The following is a 25,417-nucleotide window of genomic DNA, read 5'->3' on the forward strand; positions in this document are numbered from 1 at the left end:
TTTTTGCAGGAGGACATATCATGGGTGTATTTGATCTACCGCTAAATGAATTGAAGGTTTATAAAGGGAGTTCGCCCTGTCCAGAAGATTTTGATGAATTCTGGGATAAATCGGTAAAGGAAGCAAAGAGTCTTGAATGGAATTTAAAATTGGAGAAGAGCAGATTCCAGACTAATTTTGCAGAGTGTTTTGACTTATTTTTTACTGGAGTAGGCGGAGCAAAGATTCATGCTAAATATGTGAGGCCTTTGAGAAAAGAAGAACCTCACCCGGCGGTTTTCTTTTTCCATGGATATACGGGACATTCGGGTACCTGGGTAGATAAACTAAATTATGCAGCCAATGGTTATTCTGTATTTGCCTTGGACGTGCGGGGACAAGGTGGATTATCGCAGGATATCGGTGGTGTAACAGGAGAAACATTTACGGGGCATATCACCCGAGGGGTTCTTGACGGACCAGAAAAAATGCTTTTTAGGCAAGTCTTTATGGATGTTGTTGAATTAGTTGAAATAGCCAAGTCTATGCCGGAGGTTGATGAAAATAGGCTTGGGGCATATGGGATGTCACAGGGAGGAGCATTGACGCTGATCTGTGCAGCGTTAGTACCGGAAGTAAAGAAAATCGCACCATTATTCCCTTATTTGTGTGATTATAAAAGAGTCTGGGAAATTGATCTGGCAAAAAATGTTTATGATGATATTTCATATTATTTTAGAAAGTTTGATCCATGTCACGAGCATGAGGAGGAGTTTTTTACGAAGCTGGGATATATAGATGTTCAAAATTTTGCAAAAAGAATCCAGGCAGAAGTGATGTTTGGAACAGCGCTTTTAGATACGACCTGCCCTCCATCCTCACAATTTGCAGTATATAATAAAATTAGAGCGAAGAAGGAACTTGTAGTTTATCCGGAATACATTCATGAGCCAATACAGGATTTTGCAGATAAAACATATGAGTTTTTACAAACATTATAAGGAGGAATACGAAATGGAAACTTCTATTCTGGAAAAAATCAAAGGCGGCCTGATCGTCTCCTGTCAGGCACTAAAAGAGGAGCCCCTATACAGCTCCTATATCATGCAGCGGATGGCAGTTGCAGCGAAAAGGGGCGGTGCTGTTGGGATCCGGGCCAATACGGTCGAGGATATCAGAGAAATTAAAAAGGAAGTAGACCTTCCTGTGATTGGGATCATCAAGCAGGTTTACGATGATTCGGATGTCTTTATCACTCCGACGATGAAAGAAGTGGATGCATTGGTGGAAGTGGGGGCGGAAATCATTGCCATGGACAGTACGTTAAGAATGAGGCCGGGGAATGTGACTTTGGAAACATTTTTTAAAGAAGTAAGAGAAAAATATCCCAATCAGTTGTTTATGGCAGACTGCTCGACTCTTGAGGAAGGCTTAAACGCGGCAAGGCTCGGTTTTGATCTGATCGGGACAACTCTAAGGGGCTATACAGAATATACAAAAGGGGTGCAGCTTCCAGACTTGGATGTGATGCGCCAGCTGGTAGAACGATCGGGCAGGCCAGTGATCGCTGAGGGTGGGATCTGGACTCCACAGCAGTTAAAAGCCGCATTGGAAACGGGGGTATTGGCAGCAGTTGTAGGTACTGCAATCACAAGACCTATGGATATCACAAGGAGATTTGTTGAGGCCATTTAACATAGTTGGAATTATGTAAATATTGGAAAATAATAAACAAAGTTGTTGTATTAAACGGCAGATAGGGGTTAAAATGAAATAATAACGGTGGTTGGAGGGTGAAGCATGGGCCAGGACAATTTTATGATGCAGATACGTTCGGCATATCCGCACTTGACGAAAGCGGAGAGGAAGGTGGCAGATTTCATTTTGGATAAGCCGTCAGAGGTCTTATATATGTCGATCACAGATCTGGCGGATGCCTGCAGTGTTGGAGAGACAACAGTATTTCGCTTTTGTAAGAGTATGAGGCTGCAGGGGTACCAGGAGTTCAAGATCCATCTCTCTCTCAGCATTCAGAATGAAGACAAGGACAAGGGTCAGGAGACTCTGACAGAGAATGTCGGCATAGAGGATACCTTTGATATGGTGACACAGAAGCTGCTGAATTCTAATGTGAATGTCCTGATGGAGACCCAGTCGCTTCTGGATTATGATAAGCTTGGACAGCTGATCGACATGATGCAGCAGGCGCATCGGATTTTCTTTTTCGGTGTGGGTGCAAGCCAGATCATGGCAATGCTGTCGGCCAATAAGTTTCTGCGGATCATGAATAAAGTATACTGCTATACGGATTCACATATGCAGACGATGGTAGCGTCCACCCTGACGGCAGAAGATGTGGCGATTGTTATTTCCTATTCCGGCTCCACCAAAGATTCGATCCTGATCGCTAAGCTTGCGAAGGAATCAAAAGCTTATGTGGCTGCTGTCACCAGATTTGCAAAATCACCGCTTGCGAACTATGCAGATGTGGTTCTTCTGTGTGGTGCCAATGAAGGTCCTCTGCAGGGCGGTTCAACTACGGCTGTCATGAGCCAGATGTTTATTATGGAAGTGATTTACATAGAATATTATAGAAGAACGTATGAGACCAGCTATGGATATAATCAGAAAACAGCACAGTCGATCATAGACAAGATGTATTAGTGTAAGGTTCTTGATATGAGAATAAGAGAAGACGGCTGGGTTCGTGACGAAGGATGCCTCAACATATCGCGGGATATGTTGGGGTATTTTTATGCAGATACAGGAGGGATAAGGTGAAAATTCTAGTTTGTATTAAGCAGGTACCGGGAACCACCTCTGTGGAAGTGGATGAAGAGACCGGGGTATTGAAAAGAGACGGAGTGGAATCAAAAATGAATCCGTTTGATCTGTATGCGATCGAGCAGGCGCTTTTGCTGCGTGAGAGATATGGAGGGTGTGTCGATGTCATTACGATGGGGCCGAGGCAGGCGGAGGCGGTTCTGAAAGAAGCGATCTATATGGGGGCAGACCGGGGGATTCTGATCAGTGACCGGAAGTTTGCCGGTGCAGATGTTGTTGCGACAAGCTATACCCTTTCACAGGGGATCAGAAAGGCAGGGGCCTATGACCTGATCCTGTGCGGAAAACAGACAACAGATGGTGATACAGCCCAGGTAGGGCCGGAGACGGCAGAATTTCTCCATATGGAGCATGTAACGAATGTCCAGGAGATCTACGCGGTGGAAGGATCTGAGATCATCGTAAAGGAAAACCAGGAGCATTATTTCAGAGAGCTGCGTTTAAAGACCCCTTGTCTTCTTACCCTGGAAAAGGATGTGAATACCCCGAGGCTTCCGTCATTTAAGCGGAAACTGGAGATGAAAAAAATTAAGATAGAAGAATTTTCACTTTCAGATCTTGAGGATACAGATGAGAAACGATACGGGCTTGCCGGTTCACCAACGCAGGTAGAGCGTATTTTCCCACCGGAAAAGAATATGTCCAGACAGCTGTTTGAGGATCGCGGCGGAAATTTAGGCGATATGATATATGACATTCTGAAACAGAAGAAATTTGTGGTCTGAACAGGCTGCATAGTTTGGGGAAGCATAAAAGGCTATGGAGGCAGACAGAGAAAGGACCGGGAGGGTAAAATATGGGAGCTTTAAAAGTGCACCAGGACCTGGTGAACGTAAAAATTGCAGAAGAAATGTGCAGACTGTGTCCCTTTGGTGCAATTACATATGAGGATGAAAAGCTGGAGATCAGCGCAGGCTGCAGGATGTGTAAGATATGTGTCAAAAAGGGGATACCTGGGGTGATCACGTATGAGGAGGAGAAAAGACCTTCTGTAGATAAGTCGAAGTGGAACGGGATTACGGTGTTTGGGGAATGCGAGGATGGCAGGCTCCATCCGGTCACTTATGAATTGATCGGGAAGGCGAAGGAGCTGGCAGCTGTAAACGGACAGAAGGTCTTTGTACTTCTCATCGGAAGCCGCCTGAAAGAGGCAGAAGGAGAACTGCTGTATTATGGGGTGAACTGCGTTTTTTCTTATGAAGATCCAAGGCTGGCTGAATTTGCAGCTTCCCTTTATGCAGATATCGTCGAGGACTTTGTCACAAAGGTACAGCCTTCTGTGATGATGTTCGGCGCTACGATCAAAGGCAGATCACTGGCGCCAAGGGCAGCAGCCAGGTTCAGGACCGGGCTGACAGCAGACTGCACGGTCCTGAAGATGAAAGAAAATACGGATCTTGTGCAGATCCGCCCGGCTTTTGGCGGAAATATTATGGCCCAGATCATTACTCCGAATTCGCGTCCCCAATTCTGCACCGTGCGTTATAAAGTGTTTTCGGCTCCGGTAAGGAATGAAGAACTGTCAGGAACCGTGAAAAAGATGGATATACCGGAAAAGATGTCAGCAGGCATTCAGGTATTAAAGAGAATAGAAAAGCCCAGGGAGATCGATATTGCTGATGCTGATACGATCGTGGCAGTCGGAAGAGGGATCCGAAGCAGGAGCGATCTGGCTATGGCAGCAGAGCTGGCCAGGCTTTTGGATGCGCAGCTGGCTTGTACCAGACCTTTGATCGAGGCGGGATGGTTTGATGCCAAACATCAGATCGGCCTGAGCGGCAGAACGGTAAAACCGAAGCTGTTGATTACTTTAGGAATCTCGGGATCTGTCCAGTTTGTTGCAGGAATGCGCTCGGCGGAATGTATCATTGCAGTAAATTCAGACAAAAATGCAAGTATTTTTGATGTGGCTCATTATGGATTTGCAGGGGACCTGTATGAAATCGTTCCTGTCCTGCTGGCACATCTGAAAGGCGGTGCAAGATGAAATTAAACGACGAACAACTTTCTTATCTCAAGAGTATGATCGAGCCGGCACGGATCCAGGCAGGGGAAGAGATAGGTGAGGATTACAGCCATGATGAACTTGGCGGTGTATATGGTTATCCTGATGTCCTGATCAAGGTGGTTTCTACAGAAGAGGTATCCCGGATCATGACATATGCATATGAACAGGAAATCCCCGTGGTCGTAAGAGGCGCGGGGACCGGACTGGTAGGTGCGGCAGTGGCGGTCCGGGGAGGGATCATGCTGGAGACCACATTGATGAATCATATCCTGGAGCTGGATGAGGAAAATCTTACTGTGACAGTGGAGCCCGGGGTGCTGCTTATGGAACTGGCACAATTTGCCGAGGAGCATCAGTTTCTATATCCCCCTGATCCAGGGGAAAAATCCGCTACCATCGGAGGCAATATTAGTACGAATGCAGGCGGCATGCGTGCTGTGAAGTACGGAGTTACGAGGGATTATGTGCGGGGGCTGACTGTGGTGCTGCCAAATGGCAGGGTAGAAAAGCTGGGTGGGAAAATCGTAAAGAACAGTTCCGGGTACAGCCTGAAAGATCTCCTGATCGGTTCAGAGGGAACACTGGGCATCATTACGGAGGCCATTTTAAAGCTGGTTCCGCTTCCGGAAAAAAGTGTGAGCCTGTTAATACCCTATGAAAAAATGGAAGCTGCGATCACAACGGTGCCAAAGATCATTATGCTGAAAGCAGCCCCTACGGCGATTGAGTTTATGGAAAGGGAGGTTCTTCTTTTTGCGGAAGAATTCCTTGGAAAGAAGTTCCCGGATACAAAGAGCGCCGCGTATCTGCTGCTGACATTTGACGGGAATTCAACGCAGCAGGTAGAAGGGGAATATGAAAAGGTGGCCAGGTACTGTCTGGAACATGATGCCAAGGATGTGTTTATCGTAGATACTCCAGAGAGAAAAGATGCTGTGTGGTCGGCCAGAGGTGCATTTTTGGAGGCGATCAAGGCCTCCACATCGGAGATGGATGAATGTGATGTGGTTGTTCCAAGAAACCGTGTGGCCGAATTTATCAGATTCACCCATGAGCTCTCCGGGAAACATAAGATCCGGATCCCAAGCTTTGGGCATGCCGGGGATGGGAATCTGCACATCTATATCTGCAGGGATGAGCTGGGAGAAGATCTGTGGAAAGAAAAGCTGACAGATGTTTTCGCGGAAATGTATGAAAGAGCTATGGTGATGGGCGGAGCAGTCTCCGGCGAGCATGGTGTCGGATACGCGAAGAAAAAATATCTGGAGGAACAGTTGGGGACGGCACAGATAGAGATTATGCGGGGGATCAAGAAAGTATTTGATCCGAAAGGACTGCTGAATCCTGAGAAGGTGATTTGAATAGGAAAAAAAGGAGATACGCAAATCCTTGGATGATTTGGGGCTATTGCAGAAATGAATGCAATGGCCCCTGTTTTTATGGATTTTTATACAGATTTAGATTGGTTCCGCAGATGGAGGTAAACCGTATTTTTGGAGATCCCCAGCCGTTCTGCGACAGTAAGGACGGCATCCTTTAGATTAAATACACCTTGTTCATTCAGTCTTAAAATGATTTCTTTATTTTTATAGCTGGAAGGAATCTTTGAATCAGATAGGACTTCTTCCTGTACAGTAGAAATTGCATTTTCAATCACATCGCTGATATTTTCAGCAAAATGTTCGGACATAGCGAGTGGATTTCCGGCAGATGGGAGAAGGGTTTCCACAAAATTGCATAAAGGCGTATTCAGATAAAAATTCATACAGACCAGACCAATGATTCGCTGGTTTTCACCATAAACAGCAAGCGTGGCTGCTTTAATCGGTTCATTTTTTTTACTTTTACAAAAATAGATGATATAGGGATTGGTTCCGGTCTCGTTTATTTTTGAAAGCATCGAAAGTGCTAAATCTGTAATGGGCGCCCCTACGGTTCTTCCGGAATAGAAGCCATTTAAGATTTTTATGACTGAACGGTCTAAATTTTCAAGACTGTGCAGTACGATCTCTATACTATCGCCTAGATATTGGGAAAGACCATCCAAAAAGAAACTATAGGATTCTAAAATACAACGGTCTATTTCTGACAGCGTGATGGATATATCATTCATGATACATACCTCCGTTAATAAAGTTTAATTTTATTTAATCATGTTTTTAGTGGAGAGTCAATGGATTGTTGAAACGTAAATAAACAAAAATAATGTAAAAACTGGAAGAATATATAAAAAGTAAAAAATAGTAACGTTATATAATTCAAAAACGCTAAAATAATAAAAAAAATTAATGTAATAATAAACAAAAGTAACGTTATGCTATTGACAAAAGGTTAGACGAATATTATAATCAAATTAAACTTTCAGAAAATAAAAAAACGAAAGAAAATAAAAAAGAATTTTCTGAAAAATATACTAACGGTGGTGAAAGGAGAAGAAATATGAAAAGAGGAGTAGTAAAAACAGAACGCGCACCAAAGGCAGTAGGCCCGTATTCTCAAGCAACAAAGGCAAATGGAATTGCTTGTATTTCGGGGCAGCTACCAATTGATCCGACTACAGGCAGTATGCCGGAGAGCTTGGAGGAACAAGTCCATCAAAGTGTAAAAAATGTGATTGCACTTGCAGAAGCTGCTGGTGGTGGTAAAGATTCTATCTTGAAGTGTGGATTGTTTATACGGGATATGTTAAAGTTTCAGGTCATTAATGAAATCTACCAGGAATATTTCCCGGAAGAAGCACCAGCCAGGTTTGTAGTAGAAGTTTCAAAGCTTCCAAAGGGGGCACAGATAGAGATTGATGCAGTGGTAGCAGTAGAAAGATAAAATTAGGGAGAGATTACTGTGGAGACAAGAAAAAAGTTGTCAGAACGATTTTCAGGAGTAGAAGGGGGACTCTTCTCAAATGTAACGAAAGCGGATGTGGGTGATGGATTTTCCGATATGGGAAAAGATAAGGTAACCCTGATGGGCTGGGCAGATCCTTTTTATCCCGATCCCTCCATTCCAGAACATATCAAACAGGTTATGATCGAAGAAATACAAAACGGTTTTCCTTCTCACTATATTATGCCGAGCGGCTCTTTGACATTGAGGGAGAAGGTGGCAGAAAAGCTTAAAAATAAGAATGGCCTATGTGTAGATCCAAAGAGGAATATACTGATTACTCCGGGATCAGACTCCGGCCTATTTTATGCGATGGCGGTACTTTTAAATCAGGGGGACGAGGTGCTTGTACCGGATCCGAGTTACCCGAATAATTTCCTGGATCCTAAACTTTTAGGAGCAGTTGCCATACCAGTGCCGTTAGCACATAAGGAGGGGTATGGTTTGGATATAGCTGCTTTTCAGAAGGCAGTGACGGATCGCACCAAAGCTGTTGTTCTTACGCATCCAAACAACCCGACAACGACGGTATTTACAAGAGAAGATCTGGAGGCACTGGCAGCCTTTATTATAAAAAATGATCTGATGCTTGTTGTGGACCAGGCATTTGAAGACAGCGTGTTTGATGGAAAGGAGCTTTTAACTCCGGCATCACTTCCGGGGATGTGGGAGAGGACGATCACCGTATTTTCTATCTCTAAAGGAATGGGGCTTTCGGGCTTTCGTGTAGGCTACATTGCAGCCTGTGATCAGATTATGGATGCTATGTATGGAGCTGCTGTCAATGTGCTTGGAGCTTCAAATACACTGGCACAGCTTGGTGCGATTGCAGCTTTTGAACGGCCGGAATTTATGGAAACATACATAAAGAGTTTTGATTACCGCAGAAAAATGGCGTATGAAATATTTGGAAGCGTACCGGGAGTCAGGATGGAAATGCCAGAGTCGGGGTTTTACTGCTGGGTAGATGTTTCAGATATCGGAGATTCCACAGATGTTATGAATTATCTTGTGCAGGAGGCGAAGGTGGCAGTCAATGACGGCAAAAACTACGGGAAACAGGGAGCGGGATATCTTCGCATCATCCATGGCTGTCTTGGCAGTGACGAAGAAGCAGTACAGACTATGAGGCGGATGGCAGAGGCACTTGAAAGATATCCAGAGAGGAATGGTTAACACAACGAACTGAGAGGAAAAGGAGGAACTACATGGGGACATTGATCGGAACAGAGAATACGATTGCTTTATTTGCAGTGTTATGTGCGATTGTTGCACTTGCAATCTGGCTGGAACAGACATATAATTGGGCTTCTAAACTATCGGGCTGCATTTTAGTGCTTCTTGTAACGCTGGTATTATCAAATTTAAAAATCATACCGGAAAGTGCACCTGCGTATGATTTTGTTGGCACATATCTGGTGCCGCTTGCGATTCCATTGCTGTTGTTTACCGCAAACCTGAAAACGATTGCGAAGGACAGTGGGCGTCTTCTCATACTATTTCTATTGAGCGCAGTTGGAACAATGATCGGATCGTTTATCGCATATTTTATTATGAATCGGTTTATTGACAACATTGGTGTATTTCTTGCGATGATTACTGGTTCTTATATTGGTGGTGGTGTGAACTTTGTAGCGATGGCGGAAAACTATAATGCTTCGGGGACGATGGTATCCACAGCTAACGTAGCGGACGCTCTGACAATGATGTTTTTCTTCTTTGCGCTTATGACGATCCCTTCAATGAAATTTTTCCAAAAGAGATTTCGTCATCCTCTTGTAGAAGAACAGGAGAGGCTTAAAAATGAGAGCAAAGGAGAACAGAAGACAAATGCTGCGGCATACTGGTCAGCTAAGGATATCTCATTAAAAGATATTGCATTGGCAATCGGGGTTTCTACTTGTGTGGTTGGCGTTGCGGAACCAATCTCAAGTCTTTTTGGGAAGATCATTCCAACCTCAAATTTTGGATGGAACTTCCTAAATGGACTTTTGGGAAGCAAGTACTTGATTATTACGGTGATTACAGTTGCGCTGGCGACACTGCTTCCTAAGTTTATCAGTAATATACATGGTGCTCAGGAGGTGGGGACATATTTTATTTATCTGTTCTTTGCAACAATGAGTGCACCGGTTTCTATTCGGCTTTTAGTAAATGATGCTCCAAAATTCTTTGTGTGCTGCTTTATTATCGTATTTACAAATATAGGCGTGACATTGCTGGCAACCAAGGTATTCAAGTATGGGATAGAGGAAGCAATGGTATGTTCCAATGCAAATGTTGGCGGAGCAACAACAGCAGCAGCGCTGGCGGTTGCAAAAGGCTGGGGATCACTTGTTGTTCCGGCAATCCTGGTAGGAACACTTGGAAATGTAATCGGTAATATCGGTGGAATCTTGATTGGAACTATATTTGGCGCATAAATATGTAAGCTAAGAAAGGAGATCTTAATATGAATATAGGTGGAAAAGAAATTGAAAGAGGTACAAAAGTAAGATGGAACTTTGTTGCAGCGGAGATGACTGTAAATAAAATTGAAGTTCCGGTAACTGTCATATGTGGTGAGGAGGAAGGTCCCGTTTTTACTGTGACAGCCGGATGTCATCCGAATGAACTGATAGGAATGGCAGCAACGATCCAATTGGCAAATGAACTGGAGCCTAAGGATGTTAAAGGAACGATTATTTTTGTTCATGTTATGAATGTCATGGGACTGCAGTTTAAAAAGCTGAATATCTCACCATTGGATGGGGTAAATATGAACGGTGCATTTCCGGTAGAAGATGAAGTTGGGGAAGACCAGGGGAAAACAGCCCTGCATATGGGATTATCACCGACAAAAATGTCTGCCAAACGGATTTTTGAAAATTTCGTAAAAATTGCTGACTGGCATGTAGATATGCATGGCGGTGAATTAAATGAGGATCTGGACAGTAATATCGAACTTCTTCCTATTGGTAAACCTGTGGATGAGAAAACAAGGAGATTGGCAAGACTTCTATTGTCAGATAAGATTTGGGAAGTCCCTCAGGGCACCATTCCACAGATGCCGAACTATCCGGGCAGAGGTTCTACAGTGGCGGAAGCTAACCACCGGGGGATCCCTTCTGTGTTGTTTGAGATTGGAGGAGAAGGCAGGTTGAAACAGGAGCAGGTGGACATGGTACGAAAGGCTTTGAAAAATGCTTTTATGGGCACAGGAGTACTGGCTGGTGAAGCAGTTATAAAAGAGCCAAAGGTATATATAGGAGGGAATGTCTTATTTGCTCAAAGAGGAGGTCTCCATTTTATTAATATTAAGAGCGGCGACCTTGTAAAAGAAGGTCAGGAGCTTGGATATACGATTGATTGGAGAGGCGAGGTGGTAAGTCGGGATATCTGTCCATGCAACGGTTTAATGACTAATATGGTGGTTCATGGAGGGGTTAATCCTGGAGATATGCTGTTCGTTATTGCAAACGAAGTGGAGTGATTTCTGACATTAAGGAAAGTGCTATAAAACCGATTTCAGGGAAATAAGTTCCAGCAGGAAATACGGATTATCACTTGACAATCATACCTTCATTTGTTAAGATAAGGTCAATTGAAAGAGACTGGGTTGTTACTCCAAGAAGGCAAAACCAGATTTTCTAAGGATAAAGAATTCTTTACCCTTGGGAATCTGGTTTTTTTATGTCTGAAATGAAAGAAGAATCAAAATGGAATTCCCCGGTTCTTTTTCCTCTAACTGACTTGTGAAAAGTATATCGGGCGGTATATAATAGAGCCAGTAATGAGGTAAAATAATAAGTGATAGTGGAGGAAAAAACGATGAGAATTATTGAAACAAAGGATTACACAGACATGAGCAGAAAGGCAGCAAACCTGATCGCTGCACAGATCGTAACAAAACCGGATTGTGTACTTGGACTTGCAACAGGATCTTCACCGATCGGTACATATGACCGCCTGGTAGAGATGTACGAGCAGGGAGATCTTGATTTTTCCGGAATTTCCACTGTAAATCTGGATGAATATAAAGGACTGGACCGTGAGAATGACCAGAGCTACTACTATTTTATGCATGAGCATCTGTTTGACCGTGTGAATGTTGTGGCTGAGCGTACCAATGTACCGAATGGCATGGAGCCGGATGCTGACAAAGAGTGTAAGAGATACGAAGAGCTGATCGCTTCTTTAGGCGGAGTTGACTTACAGCTTCTTGGTCTGGGACACAACGGACACATCGGATTCAACGAGCCGGCAGAGATCTTTGATAAAGCAACACACTGTGTTGATCTGACAGAGAGTACGATCGAGGCAAATAAACGTTTCTTCGCATCCGTGGATGATGTTCCGAGACAGGCATATACTATGGGTATCGGGACGATCATGCGTGCGAAGAAGGTGCTCTTAGTGGTAAGCGGCGAAGATAAAGCAGATATCGTTGCAAAGGCATTTTTCGGAGATGTGACACCACAGGTTCCGGCATCTATTCTGCAGATGCATCCTGATGTAACAATTGTTGCTGATGCAGCAGCATTATCTAAGATCCCGAGATAGTTCCGCTATTCTATGTGTGGTAACAGACTGGTGATCCATGAAACAAAGCTGAGTTTCAAATGGACCATGCAGGCTGTGCCATATGAGCGCATAGGGGCGGTATCAGGGAAGAAAGAGGGTTGATAATAATGGTAATTAAGAATGTACAGGTTTTCGGAGAAGATAAGACCTTTACCCCTGGCGAGGTATATATCGATGGGGATAAGTTCGCAGCTTCTGCTCAAAATGATAACGAAGTGATCGACGGAGAAGGATGCTTTGCCATTCCTGGGCTTGTGGATATTCATTTCCATGGCTGCATGGGAGATGATTTCTGTGACGCCAGCCTGGATGCGATTAAGAACATGGCGGCGTATGAGGCATCTATCGGTGTGACAACGATCTGCCCGGCAACGATGACACTGGCCGAGGCGGACCTTCATAACATCATGAAGACTGCCGGGGCATACGAAGGCGGTAAGGGAGCGAAGCTCTCCGGGATCAATATGGAAGGTCCGTTTATCAGTGCGGCTAAGAAGGGTGCACAGGCGGCAGACCATATTCGCAACTGTGATACGGCATTATTCCGTAAGCTGCAGGAGGAATCCGGCGGCCTGATTAAGTTGGTAGATATTGCGCCGGAGAATGACGGCGCGATGGAGTTTATTGAAGACGTGAAGGATGAGGTCGTTGTATCGATCGCACATACAACGGCAGACTATGATACTGCATCAGAGGCGTTGGAAAAAGGTGCAAGTCACATCACACATTTATATAACGCAATGCCTCCTTTGAATCACCGGGATCCGGGAGTGATCGGAGCGGCGCGCGATGATGAGAACTGTCATGTGGAGCTGATCTGTGACGGAATCCATATCCATCCATCCGTTGTACGTGCAACATTTGCGATGTTTGGCGCAGACAGGGTGATCCTGATCAGTGACAGCATGCGCGCGACAGGGCTGACAGACGGCCAGTACACACTGGGCGGTCAGGATGTTTTTGTCAAAGGTGCGAAGGCAACTCTGGCGGATGGTACGATCGCGGGCTCTGCAACGAACCTGATGGGCTGCTTAAAGGTAGCTGTGCAGCAGATGGAGATTCCTTTAGAGGATGCGGTGGCCTGTGCTACAATGAATCCGGCGAAGGAGATCGGCATCTATGATTCCTGCGGAAGCATTACACCGGGAAAGGCAGCAGACCTGGTACTTTTAGATAAGGACCTGAATGTTAAAGCTGTCTATGTAAATGGGAGAAAACAAGCATGAATTTTGTCCGAAAGCATCAAAAAGCAGTCTTTTTCGCAGGTATAATCTTGATTCTGCTTGGAACGCTGGCATACTGGGAGCGTCAGTCGACGCTTTCTAAGGCGACCGCGACAAAGCTGAAAGATGAGCCGAGAAAGAGCGGGAAGGTCCAGTCCACATTTTATTATGATCAGCTGACGAAAAAAGAGTCGGCAGCCTATGATCTGATGAAGGAACGTCTTGATAAGATGGAGGGCGGAGTGGTAGAATTTGCGGAGGCCATGAGTGGGCCGGAATATCTGCGTGTCACGACGGCACTGGAAGATGAAGGCTATAATTATTTTTATGGATTCTATGATATTCCAATGACTGCTGATGATGTTTATGTAAAGTATAAGAATACAGACCTGACGACACAGAAGGAGAAGAAGATCACAAAGGCGATCCTCTTCCTTTCCTGTGCCGAGGGTATCAATACAGCCGGTGACTATGCAAAGGATGGTACTGTGAAGAATCTGGCGGAGATTCAAGAGGGGCTTTCCACCAATTCGAAGGAAAAGGTTAAAAAGATCGTGAAGACGCAGGAGGATACGGAGAAGATCCTGTCTCAGATCATGGAGAAGCTCCCTGCAGACTATGGCGAGAAGAAGACAGTGGACTATTTCCTGGACTGGCTGGATAAGAATATGTCTGTTGCTTCCCACATCGGGGAGGAGGCCTTGGATTTTTCCAGCATGGATGAGGTGTTTGACGGGGCTTATATCTACAATAATCTGTCTGCGCTGACCCGGAAAAAGGCGACGACACTTGGTTATGCTAAAATTTTGTCAGAATTATGCAGCAGAGCCGGGATGGAATCACATATTGTTCTTGGAATATGGGGAAAGAGCAGCCTTCATCAGGAAGGTTATGTATTCTGCGCGGTACAGATGAACGGGCAGACGATCTATGTAGATGCCAGTGGCTCAAAGGCAGCAGATCTGGCAGATCAGAAGTATATGACCCAGCTGGAAGCCAAGAATCATTTGAAATTTGTAGAGTATTTTGAGTATGAATGATTTGGTACTTTTGTACGAAAAAATGAAATAAAAATAAACATTATAACCAAAATATAAAATTTCTATGTATTAAAGGTTGACTTCGAAAACTAAGTTTGTTATAGTTGATTCACGAAATGAATAACATTGGATTGTTACTGTAAGGCAGGCAAAACCAAATTTTATAGACAGGACGTATGTCATGTTTATAAGGTTTGGTTTTTTTATTTGATAAAACTGGAAATCTTAGGAACTGCAAGTCCTGCGGATGAAATTTTATGGGACATCGGATATCCAGTAAAAAATCAGATCAATCCTAATAGTAATCTGCAAGAACTGGAAACAATAAACGTCGAAGCTATAGAATTTGTTAAAAAGGAACGTAAGATTATTATGGTAATTGAAAAGATTATAAACAATAACATAGTTTCTGCCTATGATGACAGCGGAAGAGAAGTTGTGATCATGGGGCGCGGAATCGGATTTGGTACCCGCGCAGGGAAAGAAGTGGCCGAACAGAAGATTGAAAAGGTATTTAAGATCAAGAGCCAGAGTCTGGCAGATCAGTTGAAAGAGCTGCTGGCGAACATGCCTCTGGAACACGTGCAGATATCAAACGATATTATTTCCTATGCGAAAAAGAATCTGAAGTTAAAGCTCAATCAAAGCATTTATGTGACTCTGACAGACCATATCAACTTTGCGATCGAGCGGTTCAGCCAGGGGATCAAGCCGGAGAACGCACTGCTATGGGAGATCAAGAGGTTCTATCAGCAGGAATATCAGTTAGGGAAGTATGCTATAGATATTATCTGGGAGCGGCTGCATATCCAGCTGCCGGATGATGAGGCTGGATTCATTGCACTACATTTTGTAAATGCTGAGTATGGAACGGATATTCGGGATGCCTTGAACTTTCCGAATCTGATGAAGGATATCCTGGACATTGTGAAAAGTGAGCTGGGAATTGAATTTGATGAGGGCTCACTGCATTATGAGCGTTTTGTCACCCATGTGAAATTTCTGCTCCAGCGGGTTTACAGAAAAGAACTTCTCCCGAACGAGGAGAATGAGCTGGCAGAGATGATGCATACGAAATACCCGAGGGAGTATGCATGCAGCCGGCAGGTGGCGGGATATATCGAGGATGCAACAAATACAAAAATATCCGGGGAAGAGATCATGTATCTGGCGATCCATATCCGGAGAGTGACGATGGTGGAAGAATAAAATTAAAGGAGGAGAAGAGATGTTTAATTTTTTAAAGAAAAAAGACAAAAAGCATTTATTAGGAGCACCGGCAGCGGGAAAGGCGGTTTCTATTAAAGAAGTCAGTGACCCGACTTTCAGTGAGGAGATTCTTGGAAAAGGTGTGGCAGTCATCCCATCAGAAGGGAAGATCTATGCACCGGCAGACGGTGAGATCGGGATGGTATTCGATACTCTTCATGCAGTGAGCATGACGACCGATTACGGCGCTGAGGTTCTGATCCATGTGGGACTTGACACAGTCAAGATGAATGGTGAAGGCTTTGAGGGCCATGTAAAAGCAGGAGATAAGGTGAAAAAAGGAGATCTTCTCCTGACTGTGGATCTGGAAAAGGTGAAGGCAGCAGGATATGACATCATTACTCCGATGCTGATCTGTAATACAGCGGATTATGCAGCAGTAGAAGCTATGGCAGGAAAAGATGTTCAGGCCGGTGACGATGTACTTTCTGTAGAAGAGAAATAAAGGAAAAGAGATTGGTATTGCAGTTTGAGGTTGTATTTTAGCCGGCAGTGTACCGGTTTAAAATAAAAAAGGGATTTTAATCAAAAGGATTCGAGAAGGAGGAAATGTAATGAAGTATTTACAGAGATTAGGTAAGTCTTTGATGCTCCCGGTAGCGTGTCTCCCGGTTGCAGCTATTTTACAAGGTATAGGTTATTGGCTCGACCCTAATGGATGGGGCGCTAATAGTGTGATCGCAGCATTCCTGCTGAAAGCAGGCGGTGTTCTGATCGATCAGATGGCAATTTTGTTCGCGATCGGTGTTGCAGTTGGTATGTCTGATGACAATGATGGTACGGCAGGCCTGGCGGGTCTGGTATCCTGGCTGATGACAACAACGATTCTTTCCCCACCGGTCGTAGCTATGCTTTTAAAGATCGAAGAAGATGCAGTAAATCCTGCATTTGGAAAGATTCAGACACAGTTCATTGGTATCCTCTGCGGTTTGATCGCGGCAGGCTGCTACAACAAGTTCAAGAGTGCAAAGCTTCCGGATGCGTTCTCATTCTTTAGTGGAAAGAGATGTGTTGCAATCGTAACAGCGGGTGCATCTATCGTATCATCTTTGGTTCTGTTCTTTGCCTGGCCTGTGATCTACAAGGCATTGACATCATTTGGTGAAATGATCATGAATCTCGGAGCTGTTGGAGCAGGTCTGTACGGATTGTTTAACAGATTATTGATTCCATTCGGTCTGCACCACGCACTGAACTCTGTATTCTGGTTTGATGTTGCAGGTATCAATGATATCGGTAAATTCTGGGGACAGATGGAAGGTGGTGTCCTGGGACAGACAGGTATGTATATGTCCGGTTTCTTCCCGGTTATGATGTTTGGTCTTCCGGCAGCAGCGCTGGCTATGTACCATACAGCAAAAGAAAACAAGAAGAAAATTGCAGCAGGTCTGTTATTCTCAGCAGCCATTGCATCATTCTTCAACGGTGTTACAGAACCTTTGGAATTCTCTTTCATGTTCCTTGCACCGGCACTTTATGGTATCCATGCAGTATTGACAGGTATTTCCATGGCAGTTGTGGCATTGCTTCCGGTTAGGGCGGGATTCAACTTCAGTGCTGGTTTTGTTGACTGGTTCCTGAGTTTCAAGGCTCCATTTGCTGAGAATCCGATCATGCTGATTCCGATCGGTCTTGTAGTTGCGGTTGTCTACTATGTAATATTCAGGATCGTGATCGTGAAGTTTAACTTAAAGACACCAGGAAGAGAAGATGACGATATGGATGAGACAACGGTACAGCTTGCAAATGATGATTTCACAGCAATCGCTGAGATCATTTTGGAAGGTGTAGGCGGCAAAGAGAATGTAGCTAACATTGACAACTGTATCACAAGACTTCGTCTTGAAATCAAAGATTACACAGCAGTAAATGAGAAGAAAATCAAATCAGCTGGTGTTGCGGGTGTTATCAGACCGAGCAAAACGGCTGTGCAGGTAATTATCGGAACGAAAGTTCAGTTTGTTGCTGATGAATTTAAGAAACTCTGCAAATAAACAGAGCAGATAAATATAATCCCTTTTCGAAAAAGACCGCTTTAGGCGGTCTTTTTCGAATCAATAGAGGACGGGATCTTGCTTACATTTCAGGGGCAGGACCGCAGGGAGTAAGGAGCGGAATATGGAATATAAATTAGAAGCCTGTGTCGACAGTGTACGGTCTGCAATAGAAGCCCAAAAGGGCGGGGCAGACCGCATAGAATTATGTGGGAATCTGATCATAGGAGGAACTTCCCCCGGAAAAGCCTTGTTCCGGCAGATTAAAGAGCACACAGATCTGGAAATACGAGTGCTGCTGCGGCCGCGTTTTGGAGATTTCTGTTATGATGAGTATGAGTTTGCCATCATGAAAGAGGATGCGCAGATGTATAAAGAGCTGGGCGCGGACGGTCTGGTTATGGGAATCCTGCTTCCGGATGGCACGCTCAATATGCAGCAGATGCGGGAATTGATCCATATTGCCGGCGGTATGGATGTGGCTCTCCATCGTGCTTTTGATGTGAGCTGGGATCCGTTCGTGACTCTGGAGCAGGCTGTCTCTCTGGGGATGAAGACCATCTTGACAAGCGGGCAGAGAAATAGTGCCTGGGAAGGGCGAGATCTTCTGAGAAGTCTTGTGAAAGAGGCAGATGAAAGGATCGAGATCATGGCCGGAGCCGGGATCAGCCCGGAAGTGATCCGGGATCTGGTACCCTATACTGGTGTGACTGCATGCCATATGTCTGGTAAGATCGTGAAGGACAGCAGGATGGAATATCGGAGGGAAGGTGTCAGCATGGGCTTTCCGGGATTCAGTGAATATGAAATCTGGGAGACCTCTGCCGAAAATATCAGGAATGCGGCCGGGATCCTCAAGGGACTGCATAAGGCGTGATCCGGGATAAAGGTTTTGACAGACGGATTCGCGGGAAAGGTATGGAGTACCTTTGTTTTTATATTTGAATGGAATACTTTTGTTTTTACACCTTGACAAAAGGCAGGGAATAAGATAAGATTTCAGCGTAAGCAGCAGAAAATAGCTGTATCCGTTAAAGTCACATTGTGACCTGAAAGCGGAAGTGAAGTGATTACGAATACAGACAATGCGTAGAAGAGAACAAGTAGTATCTGACACGGAGAAGACAGAAAGCTGCCGGCTGATGAGAGGCGCGTGACACGGTCATTTATGAATACATCTCGGAGCATCACACCCAAAGCGAATTGCAAGTAGGCTGTGACGGACTGGTACACGTTATCGTACTGAGTGATTAAGCATGATGAAGCGGAGGATATCCGCATGACAAGCCAGATACACTCACTGAGGCAGGGGGCGCGAGCTTTCTGCGAATGAAGGTGGTACCACGAGTTTATGAGCCCTCGTCCTTTCAAGGATAAGGGCTCTTTTTGAATTTAACCTCATCGAGGAGGCAGCGAAGCGGATTTAAGAATTTCCACTTTGGCATCAAAACAACACAATACGAAAAGGAAAGGATGAACAACATGACACTTTACGAAGAATTGCAGGCAAGAGGGCTGATCGCCCAGGTAACAGATGAGAAATTGATCGCTGATCTGATCAACAATGGAAAGGCTACTTTTTATATCGGATTCGATCCGACAGCAGACAGCCTTCATGTCGGACATTTTATGGCACTATGCCTCATGAAACGTCTGCAGATGGCAGGAAATAAACCGATTGCCCTGATCGGAGGCGGAACAGGTATGATCGGTGACCCGTCAGGCCGCTCTGACATGCGTCAGATGATGACACCGGAGACGATCCAGCACAATTGCGACTGTTTTAAGAGGCAGATGAGTAATTTTATTGATTTCTCAGAGGGAAAAGCATTGATGGTAAATAATGCAGACTGGCTGATGGGATTGAATTATATCGAACTGCTCAGAGAGGTAGGTTCCCATTTCAGCGTAAACCGTATGCTCTCTGCTGAGTGCTACAAGCAGAGAATGGAAAAGGGACTGACATTCCTGGAGTTCAACTACATGATCATGCAGGCATACGATTTCCTGGCATTGTACCAGAATTACGGCTGTAACCTGCAGTTCGGAGGGGATGACCAGTGGGGTAACATGCTGGCAGGTACAGAGCTGATCCGCCGGAAATTAGGAAAAGATGCAAGCGCAATGACCATCACGCTGCTTCTGAATTCCGAAGGAAAGAAGATGGGTAAGACACAGTCTGGTGCGGTATGGCTTGATCCGAACAAGACTTCCCCGTTTGATTTCTACCAGTACTGGAGAAATATCGCTGACGCAGATGTATTAAAATGTATCCGTATGCTGACCTTCCTTCCGCTGGAAGAGATCAATGCCATGGATTCCTGGGAGGGAAGCCAGCTTAACAGGGCAAAGGAGATCCTGGCTTACGAGCTGACACAGATGGTTCACGGCGAGGAAGAAGCGAAGAAAGCACAGGAAAGCGCAAGGGCACTGTTCAGCCAGGGAAATGCAGCAGATATGCCGACAGCGGAACTGACAGCAGAAGATTTTGCGGAAGGTAATATCGATATCCTGACTCTTCTATTAAAGAGCGGACTTGTTCCATCCAAATCCGAAGCTAGACGTGCTGTGGAGCAGGGCGGAATTTCCGTGGACGGAGAAAAGGTTGCAGATATCCATGCGGTGTTTGCAGAGGATGCTTTCGCAGGAGACGGTATGGTTTTGAAAAAAGGAAAGAAAAATTTCCGCAAAGTTGTGATAAAATAGAGGTATGCAGAGTACTTTAAAAATAGCGGATTTTCCGGAGGAACAAAGGTATGTGCAGGACAGCTTCTAGAGAGAGGCGTCTGGACCTGACCTCCGGGAGAGACTGCTAAGGAAAGACGAGGAGGTCAGGAAGATGGGATTTAAGGAGATAGCGGTAGAAGAGCTTAAGTTTAATCCATTCACGAAGATCGGAAAAGAATGGATGCTCGTTACGGCAGGAAATGAAGAAGGGCACAACACAATGACGGCCAGCTGGGGCGGTGTCGGAGTGATGTGGGGAAAGAATGTGGTCAGCGTGTATATCCGTCCGCAGAGATATACAAAAGAGTTTGTGGATGCAAATGATACATTTACACTTTCTTTCTATGATGAGACGTACAAAAAGGCACTCAGCATCTGCGGCAGCAAATCAGGGCGTGACTGCGACAAGGAAAAAGAGGCAGGACTGACACCGTACTATGTAGATGGGACGACTGCTTTTGAGGAGGCGGATATGATTCTGGTGTGCAGGAAGCAGTATCATCAGGATATGGCGCCGGAGCATTTTGACGTAAAAGAAAATGATGAAAAATGGTATCCGGATCATGATTATCATACCATGTATATGGCGGAGATCGTGAAGGTACTGGTAAAAGAATAGGGGAAGGTTATGTACTATAAGGAATATGGAAACACAGGGATGAAGGTTTCTGCGATCGGTCTGGGTACGATGCGGTATGACGAGGAGGATGTCAAAGCGGGGAGATTTGAAAAGTGCGCTGAGATTCCGCTTTATGCCCTGGAAAAAGGGATCAATTACTGGGATACAGCCCCCTTTTACTGCGAAGATAAAAGTGAGACCATCACGGGCATCGCACTCTCACAAGTGAAGCGCAGTGATGTATATGTAACCTCCAAGACAAATTTCAGTACCCTGGGAGACAATCCGACCAGGGACGATTTCCGCAGACGGCTGGAGACTTCCCTGGAAAGGCTTCGGACAGATTATATCGATTTTTATCACATGTGGTGCATGCTGAATCTGGAGTCCTGGGAAAGGCATATGGAGGTGCTTTACTCCTTTTTCGAGGAGGCAGAAAGTGAAGGCCTGATCCGCAATATCGTCTTTTCTTCCCACATGCAGGGGGATGATATCGAGACGGTCGTTGAGACTGGTAAGTTTAAGGGAATGCTGATCGGATACAATGCCCTGAACCACCGTTTCAGACAGAGTGGTATTGAAAAGGCCTATGAAAAAGGGATGGGAGTTGTGGTCATGAACCCCCTCGGCGGAGGAATGATCCCAAATCATCCAGAAGCCTTTACATATCTGACGGAGGGAACAGACCTCACCGTAGCACAGGCGGCGCTTCGTTTTGTAGCTTCCCACAGAGAGATCACAGTTACATTGGCAGGGTGTACAACGAAGGAACATATAGATGATGCAGTAAAAGCGGTAGAGAACCTGGAAGAGTATTCTGCCAGGGAGATCGTAAAGCAGTTCGAAGGGAAGGGTGCTTCTCTGAATAACCTTTGTACGGGCTGCGGCTACTGCAAGGGCTGTCCGAAGGGAATCGTGATCCCGAAATATATGGATTCGTACAACCAATACATATTCACGGGAGAAAAACAGTCTATCCTGAACCGACTGGATAACCACTGGGATATCGCAAAAGAAAAAGTGCTGGAATGCATTGCCTGCCGCAAATGCGAAGAACAATGCACCCAGCATCTTCCTATCGTAGAACGTCTCAGAGAGATCGGGGAAATCTCATAGGGGTCTGACCCCTTTGAAGGGCGCTTTGTCCCTTTTGAGAATGACTGCCGAGAAATTAAGAAATTGATAAATATTGTACGCTGTAAGGAGGCATGTCGAGCTGACCGCTCAATGTGCCTTCTTTTTCTGTGAGGAGATCCACATAATCGCCCTGGAGTTCTCCGTTATGAGCAGAAAAATCAGAATCAGAGGCATTGATGGCAACCAAAATCCGCTCTTTGTCTGTCTTTCTCTCAAAGATCAGCTGGTGGTTTGTGATGACCACGTTATGATAGCCGCCGTTGCACAGAGCATCACTTTCTCTGCGGATGGCAATGAGTTTAGTAATAAATTCCGTCAGCTCGTTTGGCTTTGGCTCCTCAAAGGCCGGACGGAGTGCATAGTCATTGTCCGGTGCCTTGACGCCCTCCTCGCCCCATTCACTTCCATAATAGATGCATGGAATGCCCGGCATTCCAAATAAAATCCCATAAGCCAGAGGCAGATGCTTTTGGTTCGTAAGGATGCTCGCGATCCTGGTCACATCATGATTATCTACAAAGTTCATCAAATGCTTGCCGCGGTAGATACACCACTGCTCCGGTCCATACTGGCGGTTCAGGGAATGTGCGATCTCGAACAGGTTCATGCTGTTAAAGCTGGAAAAAATCCCCTTATAGCATTCGTAATTTGTACAGCTGTGGAGCATTTCCTCATTCACGATCAAGTTATAATCTCCAAACAATACTTCCCCGATCAATGCAAAACCAGGCTTCAACTCTTCACAGAACTTACGAAGGCGTTTCATAAACTGGTGGTCCAGGCTGTAAGCAACATCCAGGCGGAGTCCGTCAATGTCAAATTCTTCGATCCAGAAACGAACACATTCCAGCAGGTAATCGACAACCGCCGGATTCAAAAGGTTTAACTTCACCAGTTCAAAATGTCCCTCCCAGCCTTCATACCAGAAGCCGTCATCATAACAGCTGTTCCCGTCAAAATTGATATGAAACCAGTCTTTATAAGGAGAATCCCACTTCTTTTCTTTTACATCCTGAAATGCCCAGAAGCCCCGTCCCACATGGTTAAAGACACCATCCAGCATGATCTTCACATTATGCTTGTGGAGAGTCTCACATACTGCTTGAAAGTCCTCGTTTGTACCAAGGCGGCAGTCCACCTTTTTGAAATCCCGGGTATCATAGCCATGGTTGTCAGAGTCAAAGATCGGGTTTAAGATGATCGAACCGATTCCAAGCTCCTGAAGATATTCACTCCATTCTGCGATTTTTCGGATCCGCGGCACCGTTACCCCATCATTATGAGTGGGAGCATCACAAAATCCGATCGGATATATCTGATAGAAAGTTTCATTATAAGCCCACATAAATCACACCTGCTTTCTAAGTTTTAATTGGTATATGTCTGGATCATAGGATCAAACACTCTCTTAGTATAACATAAACATCATATGCAGGAAAGTCTTATAAAAGTACTGTATTGCAAACCACTGGATTGCAAAGGTTATTCCTTAAATGGTATTCTGGGAATGGAATGAAATGAAGGCGAAAACCATGTGAGAAAGAATAATCAGAAAGCAGACACTTTGTAAAAATGTTACAAAAATGTCTGCGAGCCGAAAAATAAGCCGAAAAATATGTTGACAACCGGGTTTGAACATACTATAATAGTACAGCATGACAAAAGGAGAAACAGCATACACCAAAGCCCCGGAGTGCGCTGATTTCATATAAAAGCATTTTATACCCGGTGGGTGGATATAACAGGATACCCGGACGGGAAGATTTGCAGCAGGTCTGCAGATGAAGGTATATGAAGATTATTTATAGGAGGAACACCCATGAAAACTTATATGGCTAACCCAGACAAGATTGAAAGAAAATGGTATGTGGTTGATGCTGAAGGATGTACATTAGGACGTCTTGCTTCAGAAGTAGCAAAAGTATTAAGAGGTAAGAACAAACCGGAATTTACACCACATGTTGATACAGGTGATTATGTAGTAGTTGTAAACGCAGAGAAGGTAACTGTGACAGGTAAGAAGTTACAGCAGAAAGTATACTACAACCACTCTGATTATGTAGGTGGAATGAAAGAGACTACATTAGCAGAGATGATGGCTAAGAAACCGGAGAAGGTAGTTGAATTAGCAGTTAAAGGAATGCTTCCAAAAGGACCTTTGGGAAGACAGATGCTGACAAAGCTTCATGTATACGCTGGACCAGAGCATGCACAGCAGGCTCAGAAGCCAGAAGTATTAACATTTTAAGGAAAGGTTGAAAGGAGGACATTACTGTGGCTAACGCAAAATATTACGGAACAGGAAGAAGAAAAAAATCTATCGCAAGAGTATATCTTGTACCTGGAACAGGTAAAATCACTATAAATAAAAGAGACATCGACGAGTATTTAGGACTGGAGACACTCAAAGTTGTTGTTCGCCAGCCGCTCGTAGCAACTGGTACAATCGACAAATTTGACGTACTGGTTAACGTACACGGAGGCGGATACACAGGACAGGCTGGAGCAATCCGTCACGGAATTTCAAGAGCACTTCTTGAAGCAGACGCAGAATACAGACCGGTTCTGAAATCAGCAGGATACTTAACACGTGATCCACGTATGAAAGAACGTAAGAAGTACGGACTCAAAGCAGCTCGTAGAGCTCCGCAGTTCAGCAAACGATAATTCAACCGAATATCGAAAAAGAGCAACAAACCCCGAAAATCCAGTATTTTCGGGGTTTTCTTTATATTCTGAAAATCTATCAGACACCATCAAAACACACGAAAATGTTCCGGTAACTAACAGGTAACGCACAGGTAACTAACACGAAAACAGGTGTCTTGTGCAATACTTTTGAAATCTTGTGCAAGACACATTTTGCATGAAAAAAGGGCGATTCAATCACCCTTTTCTTTGCAGTATTCAATGATACATGACCGGACATCTTTTTTCGTCCGGCAGTGACAGGAATGACCGTCCTTGAATATGATGTCATATCCGTCGTGCATGTTTCCGGTGATTCCGGAAATCATTTCCCTGTTCTTTTCTGCAACCTGCATCGTGTCGAACATTCCGCACTGGTCTTTTCTGACAAGGTCTTGAATGTATGCGTTGATAGACATTCCCTTGTCTGCTGCGAGCGTCCG

25 protein-coding genes are annotated in these 25,417 nt (G+C 44.8%); 22 read left to right on the forward strand and 3 right to left on the reverse strand.

The genetic code is table 11. The annotated features are described in order from the left end of the window. Positions 1–20 precede the first annotated feature (20 nt). The 6 genes from AC4OGX_RS18260 to AC4OGX_RS18285 all read left to right on the forward strand — a co-directional run bounded on the left by AC4OGX_RS18260 (position 21) and on the right by AC4OGX_RS18285 (position 6,192). Positions 21–980, forward strand: a complete 960-nt coding sequence (locus AC4OGX_RS18260) for an alpha/beta fold hydrolase (protein WP_493332108.1) — start codon at positions 21–23, stop codon at positions 978–980. A 13-nt stretch (positions 981–993) separates the two neighbouring features. Then, complete coding sequence (locus AC4OGX_RS18265) at positions 994–1,674, forward strand: N-acetylmannosamine-6-phosphate 2-epimerase (protein ID WP_493332109.1); 681 nt, start codon at positions 994–996, stop codon at positions 1,672–1,674. 105 nt (positions 1,675–1,779) lie between these two features. Next, positions 1,780–2,643, forward strand: coding sequence for a MurR/RpiR family transcriptional regulator (locus tag AC4OGX_RS18270; RefSeq protein ID WP_493332110.1), 864 nt, complete (start codon positions 1,780–1,782; stop codon positions 2,641–2,643). Positions 2,644–2,756: 113 nt separating this feature from the next. Beyond that, positions 2,757–3,548, forward strand: a complete 792-nt coding sequence (locus tag AC4OGX_RS18275; protein ID WP_493332111.1) for an electron transfer flavoprotein subunit beta/FixA family protein — start codon at positions 2,757–2,759, stop codon at positions 3,546–3,548. Positions 3,549–3,619: 71 nt separating this feature from the next. Next, complete coding sequence (locus tag AC4OGX_RS18280) at positions 3,620–4,810, forward strand: FAD-binding protein (protein ID WP_493332112.1); 1,191 nt, start codon at positions 3,620–3,622, stop codon at positions 4,808–4,810. Next, the gene (locus AC4OGX_RS18285) at positions 4,807–6,192 is read left to right on the forward strand and encodes an FAD-binding oxidoreductase (RefSeq protein WP_493332113.1); all 1,386 of its coding nucleotides are present in this window, start codon (positions 4,807–4,809) and stop codon (positions 6,190–6,192) included. Before AC4OGX_RS18280 ends, AC4OGX_RS18285 begins: the two co-directional genes overlap by 4 nt. Positions 6,193–6,278: 86 nt before the next feature. On the opposite strand, the gene AC4OGX_RS18290 is transcribed toward AC4OGX_RS18285, so the two are convergent. After that, positions 6,279–6,944, reverse strand: a complete 666-nt coding sequence (locus AC4OGX_RS18290) for a helix-turn-helix transcriptional regulator (protein ID WP_493332114.1) — start codon at positions 6,942–6,944, stop codon at positions 6,279–6,281. Between the two features lie 326 nt (positions 6,945–7,270). Between AC4OGX_RS18290 and AC4OGX_RS18295 the strand changes: the two genes are divergently transcribed. From AC4OGX_RS18295 to AC4OGX_RS18360, 14 genes are all read left to right on the forward strand, one after another. Further along, positions 7,271–7,654, forward strand: coding sequence for a Rid family detoxifying hydrolase (locus AC4OGX_RS18295; protein WP_493332115.1), 384 nt, complete (start codon positions 7,271–7,273; stop codon positions 7,652–7,654). An 18-nt stretch (positions 7,655–7,672) separates the two neighbouring features. Further along, positions 7,673–8,890, forward strand: a complete 1,218-nt coding sequence (locus AC4OGX_RS18300; protein WP_493332116.1) for a pyridoxal phosphate-dependent aminotransferase — start codon at positions 7,673–7,675, stop codon at positions 8,888–8,890. A gap of 32 nt (positions 8,891–8,922) precedes the next feature. Further along, entirely contained in the window at positions 8,923–10,137 is a 1,215-nt protein-coding gene (locus AC4OGX_RS18305; RefSeq protein WP_493332117.1) for a DUF819 family protein, read from the forward strand. 29 nt (positions 10,138–10,166) lie between these two features. Further along, a complete protein-coding gene (locus AC4OGX_RS18310) occupies positions 10,167–11,186 on the forward strand; it encodes a succinylglutamate desuccinylase/aspartoacylase family protein (RefSeq protein WP_493332118.1) in 1,020 nt (339 codons plus the stop codon). A gap of 338 nt (positions 11,187–11,524) precedes the next feature. Further along, a complete protein-coding gene (nagB, locus tag AC4OGX_RS18315) occupies positions 11,525–12,256 on the forward strand; it encodes a glucosamine-6-phosphate deaminase (RefSeq protein WP_493332120.1) in 732 nt (243 codons plus the stop codon). A 128-nt stretch (positions 12,257–12,384) separates the two neighbouring features. Continuing rightward, the gene (gene nagA, locus AC4OGX_RS18320; RefSeq protein ID WP_493332121.1) at positions 12,385–13,503 is read left to right on the forward strand and encodes an N-acetylglucosamine-6-phosphate deacetylase; all 1,119 of its coding nucleotides are present in this window, start codon (positions 12,385–12,387) and stop codon (positions 13,501–13,503) included. After that, positions 13,500–14,540: a hypothetical protein gene (locus AC4OGX_RS18325; protein WP_493332123.1), complete on the forward strand. Its 1,041-nt coding sequence runs from the start codon at positions 13,500–13,502 to the stop codon at positions 14,538–14,540. The genes nagA and AC4OGX_RS18325 overlap by 4 nt, the downstream gene beginning before the upstream one ends. Positions 14,541–14,912: 372 nt before the next feature. Further along, complete coding sequence (licT, locus tag AC4OGX_RS18330) at positions 14,913–15,749, forward strand: BglG family transcription antiterminator LicT (protein ID WP_493332124.1); 837 nt, start codon at positions 14,913–14,915, stop codon at positions 15,747–15,749. A 19-nt stretch (positions 15,750–15,768) separates the two neighbouring features. Further along, positions 15,769–16,254, forward strand: a complete 486-nt coding sequence (locus AC4OGX_RS18335) for a PTS sugar transporter subunit IIA (protein ID WP_493332125.1) — start codon at positions 15,769–15,771, stop codon at positions 16,252–16,254. 109 nt (positions 16,255–16,363) lie between these two features. Beyond that, complete coding sequence (gene nagE / locus AC4OGX_RS18340; RefSeq protein ID WP_493332127.1) at positions 16,364–17,803, forward strand: N-acetylglucosamine-specific PTS transporter subunit IIBC; 1,440 nt, start codon at positions 16,364–16,366, stop codon at positions 17,801–17,803. Between the two features lie 124 nt (positions 17,804–17,927). Beyond that, a complete protein-coding gene (locus tag AC4OGX_RS18345; protein ID WP_493332128.1) occupies positions 17,928–18,680 on the forward strand; it encodes a copper homeostasis protein CutC in 753 nt (250 codons plus the stop codon). Between the two features lie 605 nt (positions 18,681–19,285). Further along, positions 19,286–20,509 carry a tyrosine--tRNA ligase gene (gene tyrS / locus AC4OGX_RS18350; protein WP_493332129.1) on the forward strand — a complete coding sequence of 408 codons (1,224 nt, stop codon included), beginning with the start codon at positions 19,286–19,288 and terminating at the stop codon, positions 20,507–20,509. Positions 20,510–20,642: 133 nt separating this feature from the next. Beyond that, a complete protein-coding gene (locus AC4OGX_RS18355; RefSeq protein ID WP_493332130.1) occupies positions 20,643–21,149 on the forward strand; it encodes a flavin reductase family protein in 507 nt (168 codons plus the stop codon). A gap of 9 nt (positions 21,150–21,158) precedes the next feature. Continuing rightward, complete coding sequence (locus tag AC4OGX_RS18360) at positions 21,159–22,265, forward strand: aldo/keto reductase (protein ID WP_493332131.1); 1,107 nt, start codon at positions 21,159–21,161, stop codon at positions 22,263–22,265. A gap of 55 nt (positions 22,266–22,320) precedes the next feature. On the opposite strand, the gene AC4OGX_RS18365 is transcribed toward AC4OGX_RS18360, so the two are convergent. Continuing rightward, positions 22,321–23,631: an alpha-amylase family glycosyl hydrolase gene (locus AC4OGX_RS18365; protein ID WP_493332132.1), complete on the reverse strand. Its 1,311-nt coding sequence runs from the start codon at positions 23,629–23,631 to the stop codon at positions 22,321–22,323. Positions 23,632–24,105: 474 nt separating this feature from the next. Here AC4OGX_RS18365 and rplM point away from each other — a divergent pair, with 474 nt between their 5' ends. Beyond that, on the forward strand, positions 24,106–24,534 hold the full coding sequence (rplM, locus tag AC4OGX_RS18370; RefSeq protein WP_493332133.1) for a 50S ribosomal protein L13: 429 nt from the start codon (positions 24,106–24,108) through the stop codon (positions 24,532–24,534). A 26-nt stretch (positions 24,535–24,560) separates the two neighbouring features. Then, on the forward strand, positions 24,561–24,953 hold the full coding sequence (gene rpsI / locus AC4OGX_RS18375; protein ID WP_216243358.1) for a 30S ribosomal protein S9: 393 nt from the start codon (positions 24,561–24,563) through the stop codon (positions 24,951–24,953). Between the two features lie 215 nt (positions 24,954–25,168). Here the strand turns inward: rpsI and AC4OGX_RS18380 are convergent. Beyond that, positions 25,169–25,417 (reverse strand): hypothetical protein (locus AC4OGX_RS18380; RefSeq protein ID WP_493332134.1); only part of this gene is annotated, 249 nt, incomplete at its 5' end.

The sequence above is a fragment of the Faecalicatena sp. genome (assembly GCF_058819085.1).

What these genes read in the sequence shown, in the direction of transcription:
- AC4OGX_RS18260 (WP_493332108.1), top strand. Translation starts at nt 21, where the DNA reads ATGGGTGTATTTGATCTACCGCTAAATGAATTGAAGGTTTATAAAGGG.
- AC4OGX_RS18305 (WP_493332117.1), top strand. Translation starts at nt 8,923, where the DNA reads ATGGGGACATTGATCGGAACAGAGAATACGATTGCTTTATTTGCAGTG.
- AC4OGX_RS18280 (WP_493332112.1), top strand. Translation starts at nt 3,620, where the DNA reads ATGGGAGCTTTAAAAGTGCACCAGGACCTGGTGAACGTAAAAATTGCA.
- AC4OGX_RS18290 (WP_493332114.1), bottom strand. Translation starts at nt 6,944, where the DNA reads ATGAATGATATATCCATCACGCTGTCAGAAATAGACCGTTGTATTTTA.
- AC4OGX_RS18325 (WP_493332123.1), top strand. Translation starts at nt 13,500, where the DNA reads ATGAATTTTGTCCGAAAGCATCAAAAAGCAGTCTTTTTCGCAGGTATA.
- AC4OGX_RS18360 (WP_493332131.1), top strand. Translation starts at nt 21,159, where the DNA reads ATGTACTATAAGGAATATGGAAACACAGGGATGAAGGTTTCTGCGATC.
- AC4OGX_RS18295 (WP_493332115.1), top strand. Translation starts at nt 7,271, where the DNA reads ATGAAAAGAGGAGTAGTAAAAACAGAACGCGCACCAAAGGCAGTAGGC.
- AC4OGX_RS18335 (WP_493332125.1), top strand. Translation starts at nt 15,769, where the DNA reads ATGTTTAATTTTTTAAAGAAAAAAGACAAAAAGCATTTATTAGGAGCA.
- licT (WP_493332124.1), top strand. Translation starts at nt 14,913, where the DNA reads ATGGTAATTGAAAAGATTATAAACAATAACATAGTTTCTGCCTATGAT.
- tyrS (WP_493332129.1), top strand. Translation starts at nt 19,286, where the DNA reads ATGACACTTTACGAAGAATTGCAGGCAAGAGGGCTGATCGCCCAGGTA.
- AC4OGX_RS18345 (WP_493332128.1), top strand. Translation starts at nt 17,928, where the DNA reads ATGGAATATAAATTAGAAGCCTGTGTCGACAGTGTACGGTCTGCAATA.
- AC4OGX_RS18265 (WP_493332109.1), top strand. Translation starts at nt 994, where the DNA reads ATGGAAACTTCTATTCTGGAAAAAATCAAAGGCGGCCTGATCGTCTCC.
- AC4OGX_RS18270 (WP_493332110.1), top strand. Translation starts at nt 1,780, where the DNA reads ATGGGCCAGGACAATTTTATGATGCAGATACGTTCGGCATATCCGCAC.
- AC4OGX_RS18310 (WP_493332118.1), top strand. Translation starts at nt 10,167, where the DNA reads ATGAATATAGGTGGAAAAGAAATTGAAAGAGGTACAAAAGTAAGATGG.
- nagB (WP_493332120.1), top strand. Translation starts at nt 11,525, where the DNA reads ATGAGAATTATTGAAACAAAGGATTACACAGACATGAGCAGAAAGGCA.
- nagA (WP_493332121.1), top strand. Translation starts at nt 12,385, where the DNA reads ATGGTAATTAAGAATGTACAGGTTTTCGGAGAAGATAAGACCTTTACC.
- AC4OGX_RS18355 (WP_493332130.1), top strand. Translation starts at nt 20,643, where the DNA reads ATGGGATTTAAGGAGATAGCGGTAGAAGAGCTTAAGTTTAATCCATTC.
- rplM (WP_493332133.1), top strand. Translation starts at nt 24,106, where the DNA reads ATGAAAACTTATATGGCTAACCCAGACAAGATTGAAAGAAAATGGTAT.
- AC4OGX_RS18285 (WP_493332113.1), top strand. Translation starts at nt 4,807, where the DNA reads ATGAAATTAAACGACGAACAACTTTCTTATCTCAAGAGTATGATCGAG.
- nagE (WP_493332127.1), top strand. Translation starts at nt 16,364, where the DNA reads ATGAAGTATTTACAGAGATTAGGTAAGTCTTTGATGCTCCCGGTAGCG.
- AC4OGX_RS18365 (WP_493332132.1), bottom strand. Translation starts at nt 23,631, where the DNA reads ATGTGGGCTTATAATGAAACTTTCTATCAGATATATCCGATCGGATTT.